This is a genomic window from Ralstonia nicotianae (genome assembly GCF_018243235.1).
In the GTDB taxonomy this organism is placed as follows: Bacteria; Pseudomonadota; Gammaproteobacteria; order Burkholderiales; family Burkholderiaceae; genus Ralstonia; species Ralstonia nicotianae.
On sequence record NZ_CP046674.1, the window covers coordinates 2,246,505 to 2,269,805 of the forward strand.

A 23,301-nucleotide genomic window follows, 5' to 3' on the forward strand; every position below is an offset into this window, starting at 1 on the left:
GCTTGACTTCAGATCGCCTGGGCCCCCGATGCCGCCGCCGTCAATGCAGCGGCACCAGGATGCGGAAATCGGTCAGGCCCGGCCTGCTGTCGCATTCGATCAGGCCATCGTGCTGCTGCACGAAGGTCTGCGCCAGCGTCAGGCCCAGCCCGCTCCCCCCCTCCCGTCCTGACACCAGCGGGAAGAAGATGCGCTCGCGGATGTCGTCCGGGATACCAGGACCGTTGTCCACCACATGCAAGTCCAATGCCAGCTTGTAGAGATGCTTGGCGATCGTGACCTGGCGCGCCACCCGCGTGCGCAGAATGATTTCGGCATTGCCCTGCGCGATGCGCGGCCCCAAGGCATGCGCCGCGTTGTGGACGATGTTGAGCACGGCCTGGATCAGTTGCTCCTTGTCGCCGCGGAACTCGGGCAGGCTGGCATCGTAGTCGCGCACGATGCGCAGGCCCTGCGGAAACTCCGCCAGCACCACCGAGCGCACGCGCTCGAGCACCTCGTGGATGTTCACGTCGCCGACGATGTGCGGATGCCGGTGGGGCTCCAGCAGGCGGTCCACCAGCGTCTGCAGCCGGTCGGACTCCTTGATGATGACCTGGGTGTACTCGCGCAGCGCACGCTCGGGCAGCTCGAACTCCAGCAACTGCGCCGCGCCGCGGATGCCGCCCAGCGGGTTCTTGATCTCGTGCGCCAGGTTGCGGATCAGTTCCTTGTTGGCGGAGGTGAGGTCCAGCAGGCGCTCTTCGCGCTCGCTGCGCATCTTCTGCTCGTTGGGTAGCAGCTCCAGCAGGGCGCAGCCCGGCTCGAAATCGATGGTGCCGACCACCGCGTGCACGTGCAGCGCCTCGTGGCCCGGCCGCTCGAGCGTCAGGTCGCGGCGCTTGGCGTCGAACAGGCGGCTCGCCACCGTGCCGATCATCTCCATCAGCTCGACCGGATCGGCGAACAGCTCGTGCAGCGACGTGCCCACCAGTTGGCGGCGCGACACGGCCAGCGTGGCCTCGGCGGCGGGATTGGCGTAGAAGATCGTCAGCGACGGATGGCGGACGAAGAGGACGGGATTGGGCACGGCATCGAGCCCGGGATACGACGGCGGCGCACTGTGCGAGAACGGCAGAGGCGGCATCGCCGACGCGGCGCGGCCGCCGGCCGGAGCTTCCGGAGCGGCGGTGGGCGGCGCGGATGGCGTCGTCTGTTCCTGGTCATCGCGGTGGGCCGCTTTGCGGATCAGTCGACGCGTCACAGTACTACTCCTTCAGGTTGGACAGCTCCCGGCGGATGGATTCGACATTGGCCTGGCTACGCTCGATGTCGCTCTTCAGCTGCGCGGTGCGGTCGAGATATTTCTGATAGTTACGTTCGTTGCCCTGGCGCTCGGGCTGGCCGTTGTTGTACTCGGCCTGCAACGCCTGGAGCTTGCGCTCCTCTTCCGACAGCTCGGCCTCCAGCACGCGGCGGCGTTCGCTGTCACGGCTCTTCTGCGTCGCGCTGTCGACGCGCGGGAAGCTGCCGCTCGACTCGGCCGGCGCCGCCGCCCCCCCGCTGCGCGGACTGCGCGTGCCCGGCACCGTGACCACGTCGGGCAGCGACAGCTTGCGGCAGCCCTTCACGTTGCCGCTGTTGCGGTACTCCGGCACGCCGTTCGGGCCGGTGCACAGATAGACATCATCCGCATGCGCGGGAACCTGCACGGACAGCGCAGCAAGCGCCGCGGTAGCGGCAAGCAGCCCGGATGCGATGCGGGAAGAAGGACGGAACATGAATGGAACCTGGCTGAAACGTCGATTGAGCGCCGGAATCCGGCGGTCGCCCATTCTAGCCATAATCCCCCGCTTCACAAAAAGGAAGGGCGACCTGCGCCGCCCTTACCCCTCAACACTGTCGCATCCGCGCCCCGCTGCCGCATCGCGCGGGGCGCCCGCCTGTTACAGCGAGTAGTACATCTCGAACTCGACCGGGTGCGTGGTCATGCGGAAGCGGGTGACTTCTTCCATCTTCAGCTCGATGTAGGCGTCGATCATCGAGTTGGTGAACACGCCGCCGCGGGTCAGGAACTCGCGATCCTTGTCCAGGTACTCGAGGGCCTGATCCAGGCTCGAGCACACGGTCGGGATCTTTGCGTCCTCTTCCGGCGGCAGGTCGTACAGGTTCTTGTCGGCGGCTTCGCCCGGGTGGATCTTGTTCTGCACGCCGTCCAGGCCGGCCATCAGCAGCGCGGCAAAGCCCAGGTACGGGTTGCACAGCGGATCCGGGAAGCGCGTTTCGATGCGGCGACCCTTCGGGTTGGCAACGTACGGGATCCGGATCGAAGCCGAACGGTTGCGAGCCGAGTAAGCCAGCTTGACCGGTGCTTCGAAGCCCGGCACCAGACGCTTGTACGAGTTCGTGCCCGGGTTGGTGATAGCGTTCAGCGCGCGAGCGTGCTTGATGATGCCGCCGATGTAGTACAGCGCGAATTCCGACAGGCCGGCGTAGCCGTTGCCTGCGAACAGGTTCTGGCCGTCCTTCCACACGGACTGGTGCACGTGCATGCCCGAACCGTTGTCGCCCACGACCGGCTTCGGCATGAACGTGGCGGTCTTGCCGTAGGTGTGCGCGACGTTCTGGATCACGTACTTTTGCAGCTGGGTCCAGTCGGCGCGCTGCACCAGCGTGCTGAACTTCGTGCCGATTTCGTTCTGGCCTTGGCCCGCCACTTCGTGGTGATGCACTTCAACCGGAATGCCCAGCGATTCCAGGATCAGGCACATTTCCGAGCGGATGTCCTGGAACGTGTCGATCGGGGCGACCGGGAAGTAGCCGCCCTTCTTGCCCGGACGGTGGCCGGAGTTGCCGTGCTCGAATTCCTTGCCCGACGACCACGGCGCTTCTTCGGAATGAATCTTCACGAAGGAGCCTTGCATGTCGACGTTCCAGGTCACGCCGTCGAAGATGAAGAATTCGGGTTCCGGACCGAAGTAGGCGGTGTCGCCCAAGCCGGTGCTCTTCAGGTAGGCTTCAGCGCGCTTGGCGATCGAGCGCGGGTCGCGGTCGTAGCCCTTGCCGTCCGACGGTTCGATCACGTCGCAGGTCATGACCAGGGTCGGCTCTTCGTAGAACGGGTCGATGTGGGCGGTGTTCGCATCCGGCATCAGCAGCATGTCCGAAGCTTCGATGCCCTTCCAGCCGGCGATCGACGAGCCGTCGAATGCGTGGCCGCTTTCGAACTTGTCTTCGCCGAAATGCGACACGGGAACCGAGACGTGCTGCTCTTTACCCTTGGTATCGGTGAAGCGGAAATCGACGAACTTGACGTCGTTTTCCTTCACGAGCTTCATCACGTCTGCAATGCTTTGGGACATGCCATTCTCCTGGTAGCGCTATATCGCAACATTGTGAGCCGGTTGTGTGACGGATCGTAGCGCCCCGCCCCCACGCACCGGAACATCTTCTTCCTAGCAGGACCGTCCGGCATGGCTGGACGCCCCTGAAAAAGACCGCGACAACTTTAGCAGAAACCATGCCAATTCCTGCCCCAGGTCGCGCCTGGTCTCCCGCAAATAGTGCAGGATGGCGCCGGACCATGACTGGCACGGTGCGGCCGGACCGGAATCGTGCATCGTCCAGCAGCCCGGCCTCGCGCGCGGCGCACCGGAGGCTGTCCTGGCGGACCAGCCTACGCACCATCATAGTGCGCAACGGATCGATCGGCACACTATTTGTGCCCACCTCATCTTTTTGCACCAATCACGGGAAACCCCGCCGTCCGCTGCTGTGGCGGCATTAAAATGCGGCTTTTCCACCCCACCGATTGCCATGACCGCCACCACGCCTACCCGCGAAGCCCTGCTCGATGCCGCCGCCGCGCGCCGCGAAGCCGGCCAGTTGCCGTACTTCGGTGCCCTGACGCCCGAAGAGACCGCCGCGCTGCTTGCCGCCGATCCGCAGGCCCGCCTGGTGGACGTGCGCACCCGCGCCGAGCTGGACTGGGTCGGGGCGCCGCAGGTCCCGGCCGGCCAGTTCGTCCATGTGGAATGGAACCGGTATCCGGGCGGCGTGCGCAACCCGGACTTCCTGGCTGAACTGGAAGCCGCCGTGCCGAAGGATGCGCCGGTGCTGTTCCTGTGCCGCAGCGCCGCGCGCTCCAAGCACGCGGCCGCCGCCGCGACGCAGGCCGGCTATGCGCTGGCGATGGATGTGCTGGAAGGCTTCGAAGGCGCCAAGGATGCCGCGGGCCACCGCAAGACCGTGGAAGGCTGGTGCTTCCGCGGCCTGCCGTGGCAAGGCGCCTGACGGGAACGTCCCCAGGCTGCCGCGCGGCGCGCTCCCGGCTCGCGAGATTCGCCACGCGCGTCGGCGGCGGCGCTGCGCGGGCACGCTCCGGGCGCCGGCGCGCCTGAGGCCCCGCCGCTCAGGACGCGGCGGCGGCGTCCGCCTCCAGAATCTCGCCGCCGAGCGCCACGGCGCCTTCACGCAGCACCGCATAGGCGCGCGCCACCGCGTCGGGCGGCCCCTTCACGCCGAGGTCGATGTGGCTGCGCGCGTAGCGCTCGCCGCGCGCCGCATCGCCCACGCTGGGCAGGCTGAACACCTTGACCCCGCCGAACTCGGCTTCGATGCGCTCCATCAGCGGCGTCAGCCGCGACTCCGGCAAGCCGAACACCAGGAAGGAGCGCTCTTGGCGCGGAGCGCTGTGGAACAGGTGGGCGTAGTAGGTATCGAGCACCCACTCCATCATCGGCCATGCCATCACCGGAAAGCCCGGCATGAAGTGATGGTCGCCCACGGAGAAGCCGGGGATGCGGTTGTAGGCGTTGGGGATGATGCGCGCGCCTTGCGGAAACTCGCCCATCTTGAAGCGGTGCTGGTTCTCGGGCGTCGACAGGTCCGCCTTGAGCGGGTCGCCGGCGGCGGTCTCGGCGATGCGCAGCGTGATCTGCTCGCGCGCATCGGGATGCAGCGCCAGCGGCACGCCCAGCGCGGCGGCGGCGCATTGGCGCGTGTGGTCATCGGGCGTGGCGCCGATGCCGCCGGTGCAGAACACCACGTCGCCGGTGGCGAAGGTGCGCTTGAGCACATCGGTGATGCGCGCGGGCTGGTCGCCGACGTACTCGGCCCATTCGAGCGACAGGCCACGCGCGCGCAGCACCTCGATCAGCTTGCGCAGATGCTGGTCTTCGCGGCGGCCGGAAAGGATCTCGTCGCCGATGATGATCATGCCGAAAGCCATGGGATCGTTTCCTGTCTTATTCGCGCGGGAGGCCGGGGGTGACGTCGATCACGGTCGACTCGATCACGCGGGTCGGCGGCGGCGCCTCGCCGCGCAGCCGGGTCAGCGCGCGCAGGCAGAAGTGGCCGAACCACAGCGCCGAGAAGATGAAGATCAGCACGTACAGCCAGATCACTGCGATGGCGATGATCGGGAACAGCACGATGGTCACCACCGACGACACCCACAGCAGCGTCGGCGCCGAGCCCAGCATGCCGACGGCGACGCCGATGCCCAGCAGCGGCAGCCGGTAGCGCTGCATGATGATGCGGCGCTCGTCGGCGGAGGCATGCTCGGACAGCGCGTCGTAGGTCATCACGCGGTAGGTCAGCCAGCCCCACAGCAGCGGCGGGATCAGCGCGAAGAACGGCGGGATCAGCCACAGCGGCAGCGTGACGACGGCCACCACGGCAAACACCAGCGTGCAGCCCAGCGAATGCATCACGCTGCCGAACACCGAGCCGCCCTGGCGGCGCTCCAGCAGCGGATAGCTGCGATCGAGAAAGCGCATCACGGCCGGCACCGAGGCCGCACCGACGAACACCAGGATCGACACGACGATCACCGGCACCAGCACCGCGATCACGACCAGCGGCGTGAGCACGGCGCGGAAGCCCGTCATGCCCAGGCTGTCCATCCCGCTGTAGATCCAGTGCGTGAGCGGCAAGCCCTCCAGCATGCCGCGCGCCACCTCCATCACCGGGTTCCAGCCGAAATAGAGGATCGGCCCCCACACCAGCAGCGCCACGATGAACGGCAGCACCGTCATGAACAGCATGCGCGGATGCAGTTGCGACAGCAGCGCACGGCCAAACGAGCGGATGAGGTCGTTCATGCGGAAATCGGGAGTTCAGGATGCGGACAAGCCTAGCACAGCAGCGCAGCGGACCACGCCGCTGCACGCACACGCTCAGGCGCGGCCGAGCAGGCGCTTGACGCCCAGCCACTGCTGGCGCAGCACGCCGCGCCCGTAGTCGCGCGAGCGGCCGCGCGGCGCGGGCAGCTGGTCGCGGATGCCGGTGGCGTGGTATTCGGGCGAGAAGACGGCGGTGCCGAGCAGCATGTCCCACCACGGGAACAGCACGCCGAAGTTGCAACCGCCCAGCACGCCCGGCTTGCCCGGCACCTCGTGCCCCAGGCCGATGGCGTGGTGCAGCCGATGGAAGCGGGGCGAGATCAGCAGCCGATCGCCCAGCCAGCCGAAATGCAGCCGCACATTGGCATGCTGCAGGCTCTGCAGCAACTGCGAGATGGCGACCAGCAGCACGTACTGCGACGGCTCCACGCCGATCACCAGTGCCGCGACGGCGAACACCGTGCCATGCAGCAGATCGTCGAAGAGATGATTGCGGTCGTCGGACCACAGTGTCATCTGCTGCTGGCTGTGGTGCAGCGCGTGCAGGTTCCACCACCAGTGGAAGGTGTGCGACAGGCGGTGGTACGCGTAGTCGAGCAGGTCGAACAGCACCAGGTAGACCAGGAAGCTGACGATGGGGATGGAGGTCACGCCGGGCCACCAGTCCTCCACGTTCAGGTGGGCCCAGCCCCAGAAGCGCAGCTTGCCGTCGAGCGCGTCGATCAGCGGCTGCAGCGTGAAGAACAGCAGCAGCGGGAACAGGCCGAGCCGGTGGAACAGCGTGTAGACGATGTCCGCCCGCACGGCGCCGCGATCCTGCATCGGCTCCACGGGGCGCCAGCGCTCCAGCGGCCGCAGCACCAGCAGCATCACGGCAATCTGCACCAGGCCCATCAGCAGCCATTCGGTGCCGGGATAGGCATCCTCCACGTAGCCGCCCATGCCGATGGCATAGGTGAGCGGCATCACGACATGCTGGAACAGCAGGTCCTGCGCTTGGGTGAAGGTGTCGGCGACCCAGTCGAACATGTCAGCGGGCCGGCGGGTGGGCGGCGAACCACGCCTGGTACTGCGGATGGTCGCGCAGCGTGGCGAAGCAGAAGCCCTTGCGCTCCAGACCGGTGATCAGCGGCTCCAGGTCGGCCGGGGCCCACGGGGCCTTGCGCGACCAGATGCCCAGGTGGGCCATGGTGATGTCGCCGTCGCGCAGGTTGGCCAGGGCCTTGTCGAGCAGCATGGCGTTCGGATAGCGCTCGGAGGGCAGCTCGTCGCCGAGGAAGCCGGCCGGGGCCCACGCCACATGCGCGAAGCCGCACTGCTTGGCCCAGCCCTCGGTGACGGCCGACAGGTGACCGCCCGGCGCGCGCCACAGCGGGTCGATCGGCTGGCCGGTCATGGCATGGAAGCGATCGGCGCTGCGCTTGAGCTCGGCGCAGAATTCCGGCTCGCCCCAGACGACATTGCGGCCGCCCTGCGCGCCGAACTGCGGGCGGAAGCGGACCTTGTCCGGACCGGCCTCGCCCTTGTAGTAGACGTGATCGAAGGTATGCGTGCCGAAGGCGTGGCCATCGGCGGCGAGCGACTTCCAGTACGGCGCCCAGGCGTCGTCCAGCGTGCTGTCGCCGTGGATGGTCTGTTCGTTGGCGAGGAAGAAAGTGGCCCGGATGCGGTGCCGGCGCAGCGTGTCGGCAATCAGCTGAGCCTGGCTCATGCTGCCGGTGTCGAACGTCAGGTAGACCGTGCCCTTGCACGCGCCCGCATTGACGCCGCCCGGCGCCGCCACGGCGAACGCGCAGGCTCCGAGGGCCACGGCGGCGGCCACCGAGCGCAGCATCGGCAGAACGGACTGCATGGCCATCCCCTCAGATCAGCGGCGCGCGCGTGCGGAAATAGATGCCGTGCGGCGAGCGCCCCACTTTGATTTCTTCGACCACCTTGCGGCTGGCCACGTCGACGATCGCCACGCGCTTGGCCCAGCGGCAGGTCACCCACAGCTGCTTGCCGTCGGCGGTCAGCTCCATGTCGTCCGGGCCCGGCGGCAGGCCAGTGATGTCGCCCACCTTGGTGAGCGTCTGCTCGTCGATGATGCTGATGGTGCCCGAGACGCGGTTGGACAGGAACAGGTGCCGCTTGTCGCCCAGCGCGCGGAAGTTGTGGGCGCCCTTGCCGGTGGGGATGCGCTTGACGCTGGTGCGGTTGCGCCAGTCGATGACCTCGACGAAATCCGCGCCGGTCATGCCGACCAGCAGGTATTTCTGGTCGGTGGTCACCCACACGCCGGCGGGCGCGGCGCCGGAGGTCATGCGCCACATCACGGTCTGCGTGGGCAGGTCGATGGCGACCACTTCGTTGGAATCCTGCAGCGTCACGAACGCCACCTTGCTGTCGGCGGTGAAGGCGATGTGGCTGGGCGTCTTGGCCAGCGGCAACTGCTTGGCGATGGTCAGCGCGTGGCCGTCCCAGCGGTAGATGTCGACGCGGTCAAGGCGGTTGCCGGTGGTCAGGAACCATTTCTGGTCGGGCGAGAAACCGATCTGGTACGGATCGTCGATGCGCGGCACGCGCTGCTGGATCTTGCCGGTGACCGGGTCGAGGAACACCAGCTCGTTGCCGACCGCGTTGGCGACGATCAGCGACTTCTCGTCCGGCGTGGCGATCAGGTGATGCGGCTCCTTGCCGATGGGGAAGGTCTCCAGCACCCGGCGTGAATCCTTGTCGATCAGGGTGACGCTGGCGTCTCCCGAATTGAGCACGGTCACGACTTCCGCATGTGCGGCAAGCGGCGCGAGCACACCGGCCGAGAGCGCCAGCAGCGAAACCCAACGGGAAACAAACGAAATGCGCGAGGCAGACATAGTGAGAAGATTCAGCAACTTAGCCCGCCATTTTAACGGCTGGCCTCGCGGCACCGATGACGCAAAATCAAAAAGAAAAGCAAAGAAATGGGGGAACTTTTTGTCTTGGCGCAAGGCATTGCGCTGCCGCGACCGATGGCGGGCTAACGCTGCATCGACTCCCACACTTTCTGCAGCCGCTTCACCGACATCGGCACCGGCGTGCGCAACTCCTGCGCGAACAGCGCGATGCGCAGCTCCTCCAGCATCCAGCGGAATTCCTCCATGCGCGGGTCGCCCGCCGCAGCTCGGCCCTGCCCCTGCACACGCAGCTGCTTCTCGGCGCGCTGGTACTGCTGGAACAGCGGCGCCATCTCCTGCATGCGCTGGGTGTCGCGCGTCGGATCGGCCTTGAGCTTGTCGATGCGCATGGCGATGCCCTTCAGGTAGCGCGGGAAGTGCGCGAGCTGCGCGTAGGGCGTCGCCTCGATGAAGCGCTTGTGCATCAGCGCCTTCAGTTGCGCATCGATGTCGGCATACGCGGCGCCGAACGGCTTGGCGATCTGCAGCTTGCGCGGCAGCTGGGCGTATTCGGCCAGGATCGCGCCGGCCAGCCGGGCGATCTCCTGCGCCAGCAGCGTCAGGCGCGTGCGGCCCTCGTCCTTGCGGGCGCCGAAGCCGGCGTCGTCGGCGGGTAGCGGGTCCTGCAGGCAGGCGCGGTCGAGCGCGGCGTCCAGGATCTGGTTGCGCAGTTCGTCCTGCGTGCCCAGGGTCATGAACTGGATCGCCATCTGCGACAGGCCAGGAATATTCTTTTCCAGGTACTTCAGCGGCTCGCGCAGCTGCAGCGCAAACAGACGGCGCAAACCCAGGCGGTGGATGCGCGCGGCCTCGGCCGGGTCGTCGAAGACTTCCACGTCGCAGTGGTCGCCGCCGTCGACCAGCGCCGGGTAGCCGAACAGCGTCTGGCTGCCCTTGCGGACTTCCAGCAGTTCGGGCAGCTCGCCGAAGTTCCAGGTGGTCAGGCCCGAGTACAGCGCGGGGTTGGCCGGGGCGTCCGGCTTGCCGCCCTTGCCCGGCCTGGCGCCGGCGCCATCGCCCGGCGCGCCGGCCACCGCCGCGTCCTTGGCGGCGATCGACTGGAAAGTCTGCTGCGCCCGCCCGCCGAGCTCGGCGCGCAGCTGGGCCAGGTTGCGGCCCATGTCGAGCTGGCGGCCGTGCTCGTCAATCACCTTGAAGTTCATGAAGTGATGCGCGGGCAGCGTTTCCAGCTTGAAGTCGGCGCGCTTGAGCGGCGTGCCGGTCTGCTCGCGCACGTCGGCGATCAGGCGGTCGAGCAGGTCGCCGTCACCCAGCCTTACGCGCGACACGAAGCCAGCGGCATAGTCGGGCAGCGGCACGCAGTGGCGACGCAGCTTCTGCGGCAGGCTCTTGAGCAGCAGGTGCGCCTTCTCCTTGAGCATGCCGGGCACCAACCATTCGGCGCGCTGCGCGGGCACCTGGTTCAGCGCGTAGAGTGGCACCGTCAGCGTCACGCCGTCGCGCGGGCTGCCGGGCTCGAAGTGATACGTGAGGCCCATGTCGATGCCGGCGATCGGCAGCGTCTTGGGGAACAGGTCGGTGGTGATGCCGGCCGCCTCGTGGCGCATCAGGTCGTCGCGGTTCAGGTACAGCAGCTTCTGGCTGGCCTTGGCGGCCTCGGCGTACCAGCCCTCGAAGGCGACGGTGTTGTGGATGTCGGCCGGGATCTGGCTGTCGTAGAAGGCGTGGATCAGCTCGTCGTCGACCAGCACGTCCTGGCGACGCGACTTGTGCTCGAGGTTCTCGATCTCGCGCACCAGACGCTGGTTGTGCGCGAAGAACGGCAGGCGCGTCTCGAACTCGCCGTCGACCAGCGCGCGGCGGATGAACAGCTCGCGCGCCTCCCTGGGCTGCATCGGCCCGAAATGCACGCGGCGCTGCTGGTAGACCGGCAGGCCGTAGAGCGTGCCGCGCTCGAAGGCCATCACCTGGCCGGCCTTCTTTTCCCAGTGCGGGTCGCTCCACGACACCTTCAGCAGGTGCGCGCCGACCTTCTCCACCCATTCAGGCTCGATGCGCGCCAGCGTGCGGCCGAACAGGCGGCTGGTTTCGATCAGCTCGCCGGCCACCATCCACTTGCCGGCCTTGCGCGCGATGGCCGAACCCGGCCACAGGAAGAACTTGATGCCGCGCGCGCCGAGGTATTCGCGCCCCTTGCCATCGGCTTCTTCGATGCGCACGCCGATGTTGCCGAGCAGGCCCGTCAGCAACGCCAGGTGCAGCTGTTCGTAGGTCGGCTCGGATTCGTTGAGCTTCCAGCCCTGCTCGGCCACCGTGGTATGCAGCTGCGAATGCACATCGCGCCACTCGCGCAGCCGCAGGTGCGACAGGAAGTGCGCGCGGCACTGGTCCTGCAGCTGCTTGTTCGATTTCTTGTGCGCGACCGCCTCTTCAAACCACTTCCACAGCTTGACCCAGCCGAGGAATTCGGATTTCTCGTCGGCAAACTGACGGTGCGCCTGGTCGGCCTGCTGCTGCAGTTCCTGCGGGCGATCGCGCGGGTCTTGCACGGACAGGGCGCTGGCGATGATGAGCATCTCGCGCAGGCACTGGTGGTCGCGGCCGGCCAGGATCATGCGCGCCACGCGCGGGTCCAGCGGCAGGCGGGCCACCTGCTTGCCCAGCGGCGTCAGCGCGTTCTCATCGTCGACCGCGCCCAGCTCCTGCAGGAGCTGGTAGCCATCGGCGATCGCACGGCCCAGCGGCGGCTCGATGAAGGGGAACTGCTCCACATCCGTCAGCCGCAGTGCCTTCATGCGCAGAATGACGGCGGCCAGCGACGAACGCAGGATTTCCGGATCGGTAAAGCGCGGGCGCGCGATGAAGTCCGCCTCTTCATACAGGCGGATGCACACGCCGTCGGCCACCCGGCCGCAGCGGCCCGCGCGCTGGTTGGCGGCGGCCTGCGAAACCGGCTCGATCTGCAGCTGCTCGACCTTGTTGCGGTACGAATAGCGCTTGACGCGCGCCAGCCCGGTATCGACCACGTAGCGGATGCCCGGCACCGTCAGCGAGGTCTCGGCCACGTTGGTGGCCAGCACGATGCGGCGCGCGTTGGACGGGCGGAACACCCGCTCCTGCTCCTGCACCGACAGCCGCGCGAACAGCGGCAGGATCTCGGTGTGCGCCGGGTGGTGCTTGCGCAGCGCCTCGGCCGCCTCGCGGATCTCGCGTTCGCCCGGCAGGAAGATCAGCACATCGCCGGCGCCTTCGCGCGCGAGCTCGTCGACCGCGTCGACGATGCCGTCGTAGAGGTCGCGCTCCTTGTCCTTCTCGTCGCGCTGCACGGGGCGGTAGCGCACTTCGACCGGATACAGCCGGCCGCTCACTTCGATGATCGGCGCGGGCCCCTTGGGCCCGGCGAAGTGCTCGGCAAAGCGCTGCGCGTCGATGGTGGCCGAGGTGATGATGACCTTCAGGTCGGGCCGGCGCGGCAGCAGCTGCTTGAGGTAGCCGAGCAGGAAATCGATGTTGAGGCTGCGCTCGTGCGCCTCGTCGATGATGATCGTGTCGTAGCCGCGCAGCAGCGGATCGTTCTGCGTCTCGGCCAGCAGGATACCGTCGGTCATCAGCTTGACCGAGGCGCCGGCCGACAGCGTGTCGTTGAAGCGCACCTGGTAGCCGACGTGCTCGCCCAGCGGCGAGCCGATCTCCTGGGCGATGCGCTTGGCGGTGGAGGTGGCGGCGATGCGCCGCGGCTGCGTATGGCCGATCAGCCCGGTGCCGCCCGCGCCGATGCCGCGCCCGATCGACAGGCAGATCTTGGGCAACTGCGTGGTCTTGCCCGAGCCGGTCTCGCCGCTGACGATCACCACCTGGTGCGCGGCGACGGCCCGGGCGATCTCGTCGCGCCGGGCCGAGACCGGCAACGCTTCGGGAAAGCTGATCGGCGGCACCGCGTTGGCGCGCGCGCGGCGGGCTTCCAGCGCGGCGGCGAGCGCTTCCGGCGTCGGCTTCTGCCGGCGCGGGCGACGGCCGCCGGCGTCGGCCTGGCCCGCCTGGCGCGTGGGCCGGCTGGCGTCGTTCGGGGAGGACTGGGAGGGTGCCGCCGGCGGCGGCGAGACGTGGGAATCTGACATCGGCCGGGATTATAATCCGCGCATCTTTCCATTGCCGGCCCGCCCCCCCTGCCGCGGCCCGGCCAGCACACTCCATCCGCCCGTGACCGCACGCCCTTCCGCCCCCGCATCCGGCGTCTCGCTGGTGGCGCACACGCCCGCCACCGCCGACGTCGCTCCGATCCCGCCCACGCCCGAGCAGCAGCAGTTCGTGGACTGGCTGCGCGCGGTGGCACCCTATATCCACGCCTTCCGCGACAAGACCTTCGTGATCGGCTTCGGCGGCGAGCTGGTCAAGGCCGGCATGCTCGGGGCGCTGGTCAACGACATCGCGCTGCTGCACGCCATGGGCATGCACATCGTGCTGGTGCACGGCTCGCGGCCGCAGGTGGAAGAGCAACTGGCGCTGCGCCACGTGCAGACCCAGTTCGTCGACGGCATCCGCGTGACCGACAACGCCGCGCTGGAATCGGCCAAGGAGGCCTCGGGCGAACTGCGGCTCGACATCGAGGCCACCTTCAGCCAGGCGCTGCCCAATACGCCGATGGCGGGGGCCCGCATTTCGGTGGTGTCGGGCAACTTCGTGACGGCGCGGCCGGTGGGCATCGTCAACGGCGTCGATTTCCAGCACACGGGGCTGGTGCGCAAGATCGACGCGGAATCGATCCAGCACTCGCTGTCCAACCGCAAGATCGTGCTGCTGTCGCCGCTGGGCTTCTCGCCCACGGGGCAGGCGTTCAACCTGTCGATGGAAGACGTGGCCACCAACACGGCGACCGCGCTCAAGGCCGACAAGCTGATCTTCATCACCGAGGTGCCGGGCATCATGGACCGGGTCGGCAAGCTGCAGCAGGAGCTGTCGATGGAATCGGCCATCGAGCGCCTGCGCGAAGGGCGGCTCTCCGCCGACACCGCGTACTACCTGCAGCACATCGTCAAGGCCATGCGCGGCGGCGTGCGCCGGGCGCACCTGATCCCGTTCGCGCTGGACGGCAGCATCCTGCTGGAGCTGTTCCTGCACGACGGCGTCGGTACCATGGTCTCGCACACCGACCTGGAATACCTGCGCGAGGCCACGCTGGACGACGTGGGCGGCATCGTCCAGCTGATCGAGCCGCTGGAAGCCGACGGCACGCTGGTGCCACGCGAGCGCCGGCTGCTGGAGCGCGACATCGCCAACTTCTCCGTGATCGAGCACGACGGCATCATCTTCGGCTGCGCGGCGCTCTACCCCTACCCGAAGGAAGGCGTGGGCGAGATGGCCTGCCTGACGGTGGCGCCCGATACCCAGGGCACCGGCGACGGCGAACGCCTGCTCAAGCACGTCGAGGCCCGCGCCCGCGCCGTGGGGCTCAAGCGCCTGTTCGTGCTCACCACGCGCACCGAGCACTGGTTCCTCAAGCGCGGCTTCGTGCACGCCACCGTGGACGACCTGCCGGAAGACCGCCGCAAGCTGTACAACTGGCAGCGGCGGTCGATGGTGCTGATGAAGAAGCTGTAAGCCCACACGCTGCAGCGCGCCGATCGCGGCGCCTCAGGCCATCACGTCCTTCTCGTGCTCGCCGCCGGCCGAGGAGAGTTCAAGCCGATACGCCAGCGCGATGAACAGGCTTTGCGCGAGCCCCATCGTCGCCGTCAGCGCACGGAAACCGAAGGTGGTGCTGTCCTGCACCACGAGCGTGACCTCGGCCTCGCGCGCAAGCGGGCTCATGCGGCTGTCGGTCACGGCGATCATCCGCGCGCCCCGTTGCCTGGCCTGCTGCGCCACCTCGATGGTCTCCTCCGCATTGGGCATGAAGGAGATCGCGATCAGCACATCGCCCTCGCGCACCGAGCGGATCTGCCCCAGGTGCATGCTGCCCAGCGCGCTGAACAGGCCGACCCGCTTGTCCGTGTGCTGCAGCGCGTAGTCCAGGTACACGGCGACAGGAAACGAGCGGCGCGAGCCGGCAATCCAGATCGCCTGCGTGTCCGCCAGCATGTCGACCGCCTGCGCAAAGGCTTTCTGATCGAGCGCCTGGCGCAATTGCTGCATGCCGGCAATGCTGCCCTTGATGAACTCATCGACGATCTGCTCGGGCTGCAGGCTCGCAGAACCCGACTCGATCACCTCGCGCAAGCGAAGGTTGTAATCCCGCCCGGGCGCGATCTGCTGCACGAGCCCGTCGCGAAACAGCCGCTGCATCTCGGAAAAGCCCGAGAAGCCGAAATGCTGGGCGAAGCGCACCACGGCCGACGGCTGGACGCCGCACTGGGCGGCCATCGACTGAATGCCCTCCAGGCCCAGGTGGTCTCGATGGGTCTCGACATGGCGGGCGATCAGCTTGAGGCGCTTGCTCAGCCCGTCGTATTCCTGCGTGAGGCGCTGCAGGAACGCATCGATGGTGGCGGGAGGCTTCTCGGATGGATTCATCGGATGACGCGATTTGGACAGTCCCGACATTCGGTTCGCTCAGTCGGGAAACCAGCCCAACGCGTATCAGGAAACAATGCGAAGGCCCATTTTAGACCCGCGGCGGCCGGTTCTTCAAACCATGCCGGCACTCAACGATAGTCGACCCACACGCCGCCCGCATCGGCCGAACGCACGCAGTTCTCCACCCAGCGCACGCCCTCGACGCCCGCATGGATGTCCGGATAGCGGATGCCACGCAATGCCGCCGCGTCGTCGCGGTCGGTCGCATCCATCGCGAGCGCGAACCGGTAATAGAGGTTCGACCATGCCTCGAACAGCCCTTCCGGGTGCCCCGCTCCAATGCGGTCGTCGTGCAGTGCCGCCGGATGCAGATAGCCCATGCCGCGATCGAGCACCTGCGCCGGCTGTCCCTGGACCTCGTAGCGCAGTTGGTTCGGGTGCTCGTCCCACCATTCCAGGCTCGCCTTCGAGCCGATCACGCGGATCTTCTGGCCATGCATCGAACCGGCGTTCACCGCGCATGACCAGGCATAGCCGATCGCGCCGCCCTGGTATTCCATGATGGTGAACGCGTTGTCCTCCAGCGGCGCGCGGGTCTTCACGAAGCTCTGCCGCGAGCACAGCAGCCGCGCGATCTTCAGCCCGGGCAGCATCACTTCGGACAGGTAGAGCGGATGCGTGCCGATGTCGCCGAGCACGTAGCTCGGGCCGGCGAAGGTCGGGTCCATGCGCCAGCGGGCGGCCGGGTTCGCGGCTTCGACGCCTTCGCTGTGGAAACCGTGCGAGAACTGCATCTGCACGATGCGGATCTCACCGAGGTCGCCGCGCGCGATCATCTCGCGCGCGTGCTCGATCAACTGATGGCCGGCGTAGCCGTAGGTCACGCCGACGATCTTGCGCTGTTCGCCGGCCAGGCGCTGCAGTGCCTGCGCCTCGGCGGTCGTGAAGCACAGCGGCTTTTCGCAGACCACGTGCAGCCCCGCATGGAGCGCGGCCCGGCAGATGTCGAAGTGCGTGTTGTTCGGCGTCGCGATCGAGACGGCGCGGATGCCGTCCGGGCGGCGTGCCTCCGCCTCGAACATGGCCCGGTAGTCCGGGTAACAGCGCTGCGCGCTCACACCCAGCCGCTGGCCGAATTGGCGGCCACGCTCCGGGTCGAGATCGAATGCGCCGGCAACGAGCCGGAAGCTGCCATCGCGCAGCGCGGCCGAGCGGTGGATATAGCCGATCTGGCTGCCCTGCCCGCCACCGACCATGCCCCAGGGCATCGAATGGCCGAGCCGGATCTGTCCGTCGATCATGGTGTTTGCGCTCCTCGTTTGCAGATGAAATGGCGTTCAGGCAAAACCCACCGTGGCGAGAAATTCACGGCTCGCCGCCACATCGCGCAGGCTGGAGCCGGCGTTGCGCGGATCGCGCTCCTGCTCGATCGTGATGTAGCCGGCGTAGCCCAGTGCTTCCAGCGTGCGCTTGATGGCCGGGTAATCCAGCACACCCTGGCCGATCGGGCACATCACGCCGCGCGCGCAGGCCTCGAAGAAAGCGATCCGTTCACCCAGCACCTGCCGGTACGTCGGGAGATCGATGTCCTTGAAATGCACGTAGTCGAGGCGCGCGGCATGCCGGCGCAGCCAGCTCGCCGGGTCCATGCCGGAGTAATAGAGGTGCCCCGTATCGAGGCACAGCCCGGCCGTTTCGGCGGGGATATCGGCGACGATCCGGTCGATCTCGTCGTCGAATTCGAGATAGCCGCCGGCATGCGGGTGGATGACCGCGCGCACGCCGAACTCGCCGCGGGCCACCTCCGCGATCTGCCGGATGTGTTCGACCATGCCCGCCCACTGTGCATCGGACAGCCGCGGCGCGCGCTCCGGGTGGCCTGCCGTGTAATCACGCTCCGGGTGCCCCCAGTCCATCACCACGAGGTACGGCGCGGGATAACGCTGACCGGCCTGGGTCGGCAATGGCGGCAGTTGCCGGATCAGCGCGCAGATCTCGCGCGTCTGGCGCAGCAGGCTCGGCAGATTCTCCGGCGACACCAGGTCGTCGAAGATCGTGCCGGCCGTGATGCTCAGGCCCCGCGCGTCCAGCTCGGCCCGCACGACATCCGCCTCCAGCGGGAGATAGCCATAAGGTCCGAGCTCGATGCCCGAGTAGCCCGCCAGCGACGCTTCGGACAGCACCCGGCGCCAGGGCGGCAGGTGCGGATTCCTCACGTCGTCCACGCCCCAGCAGCAGGGCGCACAGCCGATTTTCATCGTCATATCGGTGGATTCCATTCGTTGGGGCCGCGGCCGGACTCAGCCCCGATAGAACGCTGGCCTCGCCGCCATCTCGATGCGCTCGATCGCGCCGCTCTTCTGTGCCCGCACGCAGGCGTCGGCGGCAACCGCCGCGGCATAGCCATCCCACGCCGATGGGCCGGTCAATGCGCCCCCTTGCACGCCATCGATGAAGGCCTGCAACTCGACGTCGTACGCGGCGATGAAGCGGTCCTTCCAATCGGTCAGGATCGCGATCGCATGCCTGGCCGCATGTTTGAGCGACACCGCCTGCGGGTCCGGCAGCGTGGCAATCCCGTTCTCGCCAACCACCTCGCACTGGATGTCGTAGCCATACTGGCAGTTGACGAAAATCTCCACGTCGATGCGCGCGCCCTGCGCCGTCTCCAGCAGCACGATCTGCGGATCGGCGAGATGCGAAGACGCGTGGCGCGTCTTCCTCGGATAGACGACCTGCGCGCTGACATAGTCGTCGCCGGTCAGCCAGCGCAGCACGTCGAGTTCGTGGATCAGCGTGTCGGTGATCGCCATGTCGGTCATATAGCGTTCGCCGACCGACGGGTTGCGGTGCGCGCAATGCAGCATCAGCGGTGCGCCGATCGTGCCGCTGTCGATCACCTGCTTGAGCGCACGATAGCCGGCGTCGTATGGGCGCATGAAGCCCACCTGCACCAGCCTGCGGCCGTGCGCCTGCTCGGCCGCGACGATCCGCATGCAACCGTCGGCGGTCACCGCCAGCGGCTTCTCGCAGAACACCGGCTTGCCTTGCGCGATCGCCTTCAGGACAAATTCCTCGTGCGTCGGCCCCCACGACGTGACCAGCACCGCCTGCACGTCCGGCGCCTCGATCAGATCGCCGCCGTTCGCGTACACCTCGGCATTCAGGCCGTGATTCGCCACGGCGGCGTGTGCCTGCGTCGGATCGATGTCGTTCACGGCCACCACGCGCGCGCCCGACAGCGTGCGCGTCAGCCGCCGGATGTGGTCCTGGCCGATCGCGCCGCAGCCGATCACCCCAATTTGCAGAGTCATACCGTTTTCCTTGTCGTCCAGCGTGTCAAGACAATGCGTGGTGGATGTAGTGCATGCTCTCGGCAAGCAACGCCTCGCTGTTCTCCGCCTCCATCACTTCGGCCGCGAACGGCTCGAACGACACCAGGCCCCGGTAGCCGCGATCGAGCAGCGTCCGCAGTTGCGCGATATTGCCGAGCCGGTCACCCTGCCCGACCAGGACGCGGTGGCCATCGCGCATGTCGCGCGCGTCGAGCTCCGCCGATTCGACGCCCGACACATGCACGAGCCCCGTCAGGTCGGGAAAGAAGATGTCCTCGCCGGCCAGGTGGTGGTGGAACGTGTCGTGCACCAGCTTGAAATGCCGCTCGCCGGCGGCGGCATAGATGGCTTCGACGGCATCGGACTTGCGGCGCAGGACGCATTCCTCGAAGCCGAGCGGCTCGACCAGCCCTTCGATACCGTGCTCGTCCAGAATCGGGCGCAGCCTGCGCAGCGCGTGCACCAGATCCCGGCGGCGCTCGGCCTCGGTCCGCTGGTCGTCCCGGCTGTTGAGCGGGCACATCACCAGCGCCTGGGCGCCGCAGGCGCGCGCGTAGGCGGCCATCGAGCGCGCCCGGGCCTCGAGCCCGGCGTCGAACACGTCGAACGGATACAGCGCGTTGATCGAGCGGATGACAATGCCGGCCTGCTCGGCCTGCGCCTTCAGTTCGGCGGCCGGCGTGCCGTCGCTGATCTCCACGCCTTTCAGGTCGTTGCGGATCTCGATGGCCGAAACGCCGATGCGCTTGCACATGGCCAGATAGTCGGCGAACGTCTGGCGCGGTGCGCTGATCCGGTTGATGCCAAATTGGATGCGGTGGTTCATGGTTGGGGTCGATTGGTGGATTCAGCGCACGGCGCCGCGGAAATATCGGTCGATGTAACGTTGCAGTTCACCGCGCATGAAGCGGGATGATGCCTCCGCGCGGTCTTCCCAGGCGAACACGCAGGACGACATGACGCCGTCGAAGCCGACCTCGCCCAGCGCGCCGAAGAACACATCCCAGTCGATCTCGCCCTGGCCGATGTCGAGGTGCTGGTGCACACGGATGTGCGTCGAGCCGGGCGGATTGACGATGTAGCGCAGCTGGCTGCTCTTGCGGTGGTCGAACGTATCGGCGACACGCACGTGCGCCAGCACCGGCGCGGCCTCGCGGATCATCGCTGCCATGTCGTCGCCGTAATAGAACGTGTGCGGCGCGATGTACGACAGCTTCAGCGCCGTCGAGCCGATGTTCTTCACGATGTCGACGGCCGGCTGCATCTGTTCGATCCAGTCTTCCGGATGCGGCTCCACCGACAGCGTGATGCCCTCGCGTTCGAACATCGGCAGCAGCTCGTCCATCGAGCGGAACCACGCGGCTTCGCACATCTCCTTTGGATTCGCGCCGGGGCGCTCGCCCACCGACCGCTCCGGCGAGGCGCCGCGACCGAATTCGGACACCATCAGCCTGCACTCCATCTCGACCGCGACTTCGATGGCCTTGCGCCAGCAGCGGACCGCCCATTGCCGCTCGTCCTCGAACGGGCTGGCCCAGCGATACATCGGCTGCAGCGACGCCAGCCCGACGCCGCTCGATCGCATCGCCTGCCTGAACGCGGCCATGCGCTCGCGGGTGGCGCGCGGCATCACCCACCAGTCGAGAAAATCGCTGCGCGGCGACAGCTCGATCTGGTCATAACCCAGCTCGGCGACGGCACCGGGCAGTGCGTCGAGCGGCAGGTGGCGAATCATGTAGGGGTCCAGCGCGATCTTCATCCCGGTTCCTCTGGTCATTCGGAAATCGATGTCACTTCAGAAAGCGGCAAAGGGGTTCGTAGCGGCCGGTCAGCGGCGCGTCTTCTTGTTGCGGTACTGGTCGGCGACGACCGCCGCGACGATGATGGCGCCCTTGACCATCTCCTGGTAGTACGCGTCGATGCGGATGAACGTGAAGCCCGACGCCATCACGCCCAGGATCAGCACGCCGATCACCGTGCCCGTGATGCGCCCCAGGCCGCCGGACAGCGAGGTGCCGCCGATCACGACCGCCGCGATCGCGTCCAGCTCATACATGACGCCCATGCCCGACTGCCCTGAGATGGCGCGCGCCGCCGTCACCGTGCCGGCAATGCCGCTGAGCACACCGGCAATCGCGTAGACCCAGATCAGCTGGCGGTGCACGTTGATGCCCGAGACCACGGCCGCCTGGCGGTTGGCGCCGATCGCGTACGTGTACTTGCCGAAGCGCGTATAGCGCAGCACCACATGGAAGATCGCCGCGATCACGAGGAAGATGATCACCGGATTGGCGCCCGCACCGATGGCCGCGAACGGGTCGGTCAGCATCGACACGGGCGTGCCGTTGGTGAACCATTTGGCAAACCCGCGCGCGGCCACCATCGTGCCCAGCGTCGCGATGAACGGCGGGATGCCGGTCAAGGCGATCAGGGAGCCGTTGATCAGCCCGACCAGCAGCCCGACGCAGACGCCGGCCAGCACGGGCCAGATCACCGGCAGATCGGTCAGGTGCGGAAACACCGCGCGCGGAAAGTCCGACACCTGCGCGAGGCTGGCCGATACGACCGCGGCGGCGGCCACCACCGAGCCGGAAGACAGATCGATGCCGCTGGTGATGATGACGAGGTTCACCCCCACGGCGATGATGCCGATCACCGCCATCTGCAGGATGATGATCTGCAGCCGCTCCGCGTTGAAGAGAAAGCTCTGGCCGACCACCATCCAGCCTGCGGCCTCGAAGAACAGGCCGATGCCGACCAGCACCAGGAAAATGCTCAGTTCCTGCGGCCACCTGGCGCGCCGCGGCTTGCCCAGCATCGGCTGCGCGTGTGCGATTGCATTGGAAGTTCCCATGTCCCTTGTCTCCATGCCGGGTCCCCTGCTCAGCGGGAAGCCAGTTCCATGACCCGGACCTGGCTCGCGTCCTTGCGATCGACGATGCCGGTCACGCGGCCTTCGTGCATGACCATGATCCGGTCGCTCATGCCCAGCACTTCCGGCATCTCCGACGAGATCATCAGCACCGCCACGCCCTCGCCCGCCAGCGCGCTCACGAGACGGTGGATCTCGGCTTTCGCGCCGACATCGATGCCGCGCGTCGGCTCGTCCAGGATCAGGATCCGCGGGTGGGTCAGCAGCCAGCGGCCGATCAGCACCTTCTGCTGGTTGCCGCCCGACAGGTTCTGGATTTCTTCGTGCAGCCCCGGCGACTTCACCCGCAGCGTGCGGCTCATGGCCTCGCAATCCTGCTTCAGCGCGCCACGCCGCACGAAGCCGCATGTCATGTAGTGGCGCTGCAGCACCGCGGCTTCCATGTTGGCGAGCAGGTCGAGGTTCAGGAAGCAGCCCGTGTCCTTGCGGTCTTCGGTCAGGAAGGCCATGCCGTACCGCATCGCCTGCGCGGGCGTGCGGATGCTGACCCGCTCGCCGTCGAGCCGGATCTCGCCGCTGCTGGCCGGCACGACGCCGAACAGCGCCTCCGCCACGTTCGAGCGCCCCGAGCCGACCAGGCCCGCGACGCCAAGAATCTCGCCCGCGCGCAAATCGAAGCTCACGTCGCGGAACACGCCGTGGAGGCACAGGTTCTTCACCGACAGCACGACGTCGCCGATCGGCACATCCGCCTTGGGAAACATCTGCGTGATCTCGCGCCCGACCATCATGCGGATGATGTCGTCGCGCGTGACGTCGCTCGCCGCATGCGTGCCGATGGACTTGCCGTCGCGGAACACCGAGAACTCGTCGGCGATCTCGAACAGCTCGTCCATCTTGTGCGTGATGTAGACGATGCCCTTGCCCTGCTCGCGCAGCTGGCGAATGATGCGGAACAGATGGTGGACTTCGACATCGCTCAGCGCCGACGTCGGCTCATCCATGATGAGCACCTCGGAGTCGAACGACACGGCCTTCGCGATCTCGACCATCTGGCGGCTTGCCACCGTCAGCGTGCGCACTTCGGCCTCCGGGTCGATGTCGATCGCCAGCCGGGCGAACAGCGCCTGCGTGCGCCGGCGCAGTTCGGCGTGATCGACCAGGCCGCAGCGGTTCCTGGGCTCGCGCCGAATCCAGATGTTCTCGGCCACGGTCATGTACGGCATCAGGTTCAGTTCCTGATGGATCATCGCAATGCCGCGATTGAGCGCGTCGAGCGGGCCGTGCAGCACGACCGGCTCGCCCTTGAGGCGGATCTCGCCCCTGTCCGGCGCATGCACGCCGGCAATGATCTTCATCAGCGTGGACTTGCCGGCACCGTTCTCGCCCATCAGCGCATGAACGGTGCCGCGCCGCACGCGCAGCCGCACGTCGTCGAGCGCGACCACGCCGGGAAAGGATTTGCCGACGCCACGAACTTCCAGCAGGCAGTCGCAGGCGGACGGGACTGACGAAGCGGACGGCGTGTCCTGGCGGGACATCGGCCGATCCAACACGGCTATGGACATGGACGCTCCTCGGAAGACGAGTGCGGGCCGGCG

Annotated in this window: 19 protein-coding genes; 2 read left to right on the top strand and 17 right to left on the bottom strand. The window is 67.4% G+C overall.

Annotated features, from left to right (window positions below):
- Positions 1-40: 40 nt before the first annotated feature.
- The 3 genes from glnL to GO999_RS10135 all read right to left on the bottom strand — a co-directional run bounded on the left by glnL (position 41) and on the right by GO999_RS10135 (position 3,341).
- Positions 41-1,243 carry a nitrogen regulation protein NR(II) gene (gene glnL / locus GO999_RS10125; protein WP_019718056.1) on the bottom strand — a complete coding sequence of 401 codons (1,203 nt, stop codon included), beginning with the start codon at positions 1,241-1,243 and terminating at the stop codon, positions 41-43.
- A 4-nt stretch (positions 1,244-1,247) separates the two neighbouring features.
- Complete coding sequence (locus GO999_RS10130) at positions 1,248-1,760, bottom strand: hypothetical protein (protein ID WP_011001208.1); 513 nt, start codon at positions 1,758-1,760, stop codon at positions 1,248-1,250.
- Between the two features lie 165 nt (positions 1,761-1,925).
- Complete coding sequence (locus tag GO999_RS10135) at positions 1,926-3,341, bottom strand: 3-hydroxylaminophenol mutase (RefSeq protein WP_011001207.1); 1,416 nt, start codon at positions 3,339-3,341, stop codon at positions 1,926-1,928.
- Between the two features lie 454 nt (positions 3,342-3,795).
- Between GO999_RS10135 and GO999_RS10140 the strand changes: the two genes are divergently transcribed.
- The gene (locus GO999_RS10140; protein WP_011001206.1) at positions 3,796-4,272 is read left to right on the top strand and encodes a rhodanese-like domain-containing protein; all 477 of its coding nucleotides are present in this window, start codon (positions 3,796-3,798) and stop codon (positions 4,270-4,272) included.
- 118 nt (positions 4,273-4,390) lie between these two features.
- Here GO999_RS10140 and GO999_RS10145 read toward each other — a convergent pair whose 3' ends face one another.
- From GO999_RS10145 to hrpA, 6 genes are all read right to left on the bottom strand, one after another.
- Positions 4,391-5,209, bottom strand: coding sequence for a competence/damage-inducible protein A (locus GO999_RS10145; protein WP_197360241.1), 819 nt, complete (start codon positions 5,207-5,209; stop codon positions 4,391-4,393).
- Between the two features lie 16 nt (positions 5,210-5,225).
- Complete coding sequence (locus tag GO999_RS10150) at positions 5,226-6,083, bottom strand: EI24 domain-containing protein (protein WP_011001204.1); 858 nt, start codon at positions 6,081-6,083, stop codon at positions 5,226-5,228.
- A 75-nt stretch (positions 6,084-6,158) separates the two neighbouring features.
- Positions 6,159-7,133, bottom strand: a complete 975-nt coding sequence (locus GO999_RS10155; protein WP_011001203.1) for a sterol desaturase family protein — start codon at positions 7,131-7,133, stop codon at positions 6,159-6,161.
- 1 nt (position 7,134) lies between these two features.
- Entirely contained in the window at positions 7,135-7,956 is an 822-nt protein-coding gene (locus tag GO999_RS10160; RefSeq protein ID WP_197360243.1) for a polysaccharide deacetylase family protein, read from the bottom strand.
- A gap of 10 nt (positions 7,957-7,966) precedes the next feature.
- Positions 7,967-8,959 (bottom strand): YVTN family beta-propeller repeat protein, encoded by a 993-nt coding sequence (locus tag GO999_RS10165; protein ID WP_011001201.1) that lies wholly within the window; start codon positions 8,957-8,959, stop codon positions 7,967-7,969.
- Positions 8,960-9,102: 143 nt separating this feature from the next.
- On the bottom strand, positions 9,103-13,098 hold the full coding sequence (gene hrpA, locus GO999_RS10170) for an ATP-dependent RNA helicase HrpA (protein ID WP_211906198.1): 3,996 nt from the start codon (positions 13,096-13,098) through the stop codon (positions 9,103-9,105).
- A gap of 82 nt (positions 13,099-13,180) precedes the next feature.
- On the opposite strand from hrpA, the gene argA reads away from it, so the two are divergent.
- On the top strand, positions 13,181-14,578 hold the full coding sequence (gene argA, locus GO999_RS10175) for an amino-acid N-acetyltransferase (protein ID WP_028860477.1): 1,398 nt from the start codon (positions 13,181-13,183) through the stop codon (positions 14,576-14,578).
- 33 nt (positions 14,579-14,611) lie between these two features.
- Here the strand turns inward: argA and GO999_RS10180 are convergent, their stop codons facing one another.
- The 8 genes from GO999_RS10180 to GO999_RS10215 form a co-directional block, all read right to left on the bottom strand.
- Positions 14,612-15,490, bottom strand: coding sequence for a MurR/RpiR family transcriptional regulator (locus GO999_RS10180; RefSeq protein ID WP_028852952.1), 879 nt, complete (start codon positions 15,488-15,490; stop codon positions 14,612-14,614).
- 131 nt (positions 15,491-15,621) lie between these two features.
- Positions 15,622-16,794, bottom strand: coding sequence for a Gfo/Idh/MocA family protein (locus GO999_RS10185; protein WP_016722124.1), 1,173 nt, complete (start codon positions 16,792-16,794; stop codon positions 15,622-15,624).
- 36 nt (positions 16,795-16,830) lie between these two features.
- Complete coding sequence (locus tag GO999_RS10190) at positions 16,831-17,757, bottom strand: TIM barrel protein (protein ID WP_020425196.1); 927 nt, start codon at positions 17,755-17,757, stop codon at positions 16,831-16,833.
- A gap of 36 nt (positions 17,758-17,793) precedes the next feature.
- Positions 17,794-18,807 carry a bifunctional inositol 2-dehydrogenase/D-chiro-inositol 1-dehydrogenase gene (iolG, locus tag GO999_RS10195; protein WP_211906199.1) on the bottom strand — a complete coding sequence of 338 codons (1,014 nt, stop codon included), beginning with the start codon at positions 18,805-18,807 and terminating at the stop codon, positions 17,794-17,796.
- 25 nt (positions 18,808-18,832) lie between these two features.
- Positions 18,833-19,654 (bottom strand): TIM barrel protein, encoded by an 822-nt coding sequence (locus GO999_RS10200; protein ID WP_019718048.1) that lies wholly within the window; start codon positions 19,652-19,654, stop codon positions 18,833-18,835.
- 21 nt (positions 19,655-19,675) lie between these two features.
- The gene (locus GO999_RS10205) at positions 19,676-20,587 is read right to left on the bottom strand and encodes a sugar phosphate isomerase/epimerase family protein (protein ID WP_165591753.1); all 912 of its coding nucleotides are present in this window, start codon (positions 20,585-20,587) and stop codon (positions 19,676-19,678) included.
- 69 nt (positions 20,588-20,656) lie between these two features.
- Positions 20,657-21,682, bottom strand: a complete 1,026-nt coding sequence (locus GO999_RS10210; RefSeq protein WP_019718046.1) for an ABC transporter permease — start codon at positions 21,680-21,682, stop codon at positions 20,657-20,659.
- A gap of 29 nt (positions 21,683-21,711) precedes the next feature.
- Positions 21,712-23,268 carry a sugar ABC transporter ATP-binding protein gene (locus GO999_RS10215; RefSeq protein WP_028852947.1) on the bottom strand — a complete coding sequence of 519 codons (1,557 nt, stop codon included), beginning with the start codon at positions 23,266-23,268 and terminating at the stop codon, positions 21,712-21,714.
- Positions 23,269-23,301: the final 33 nt, after the last annotated feature.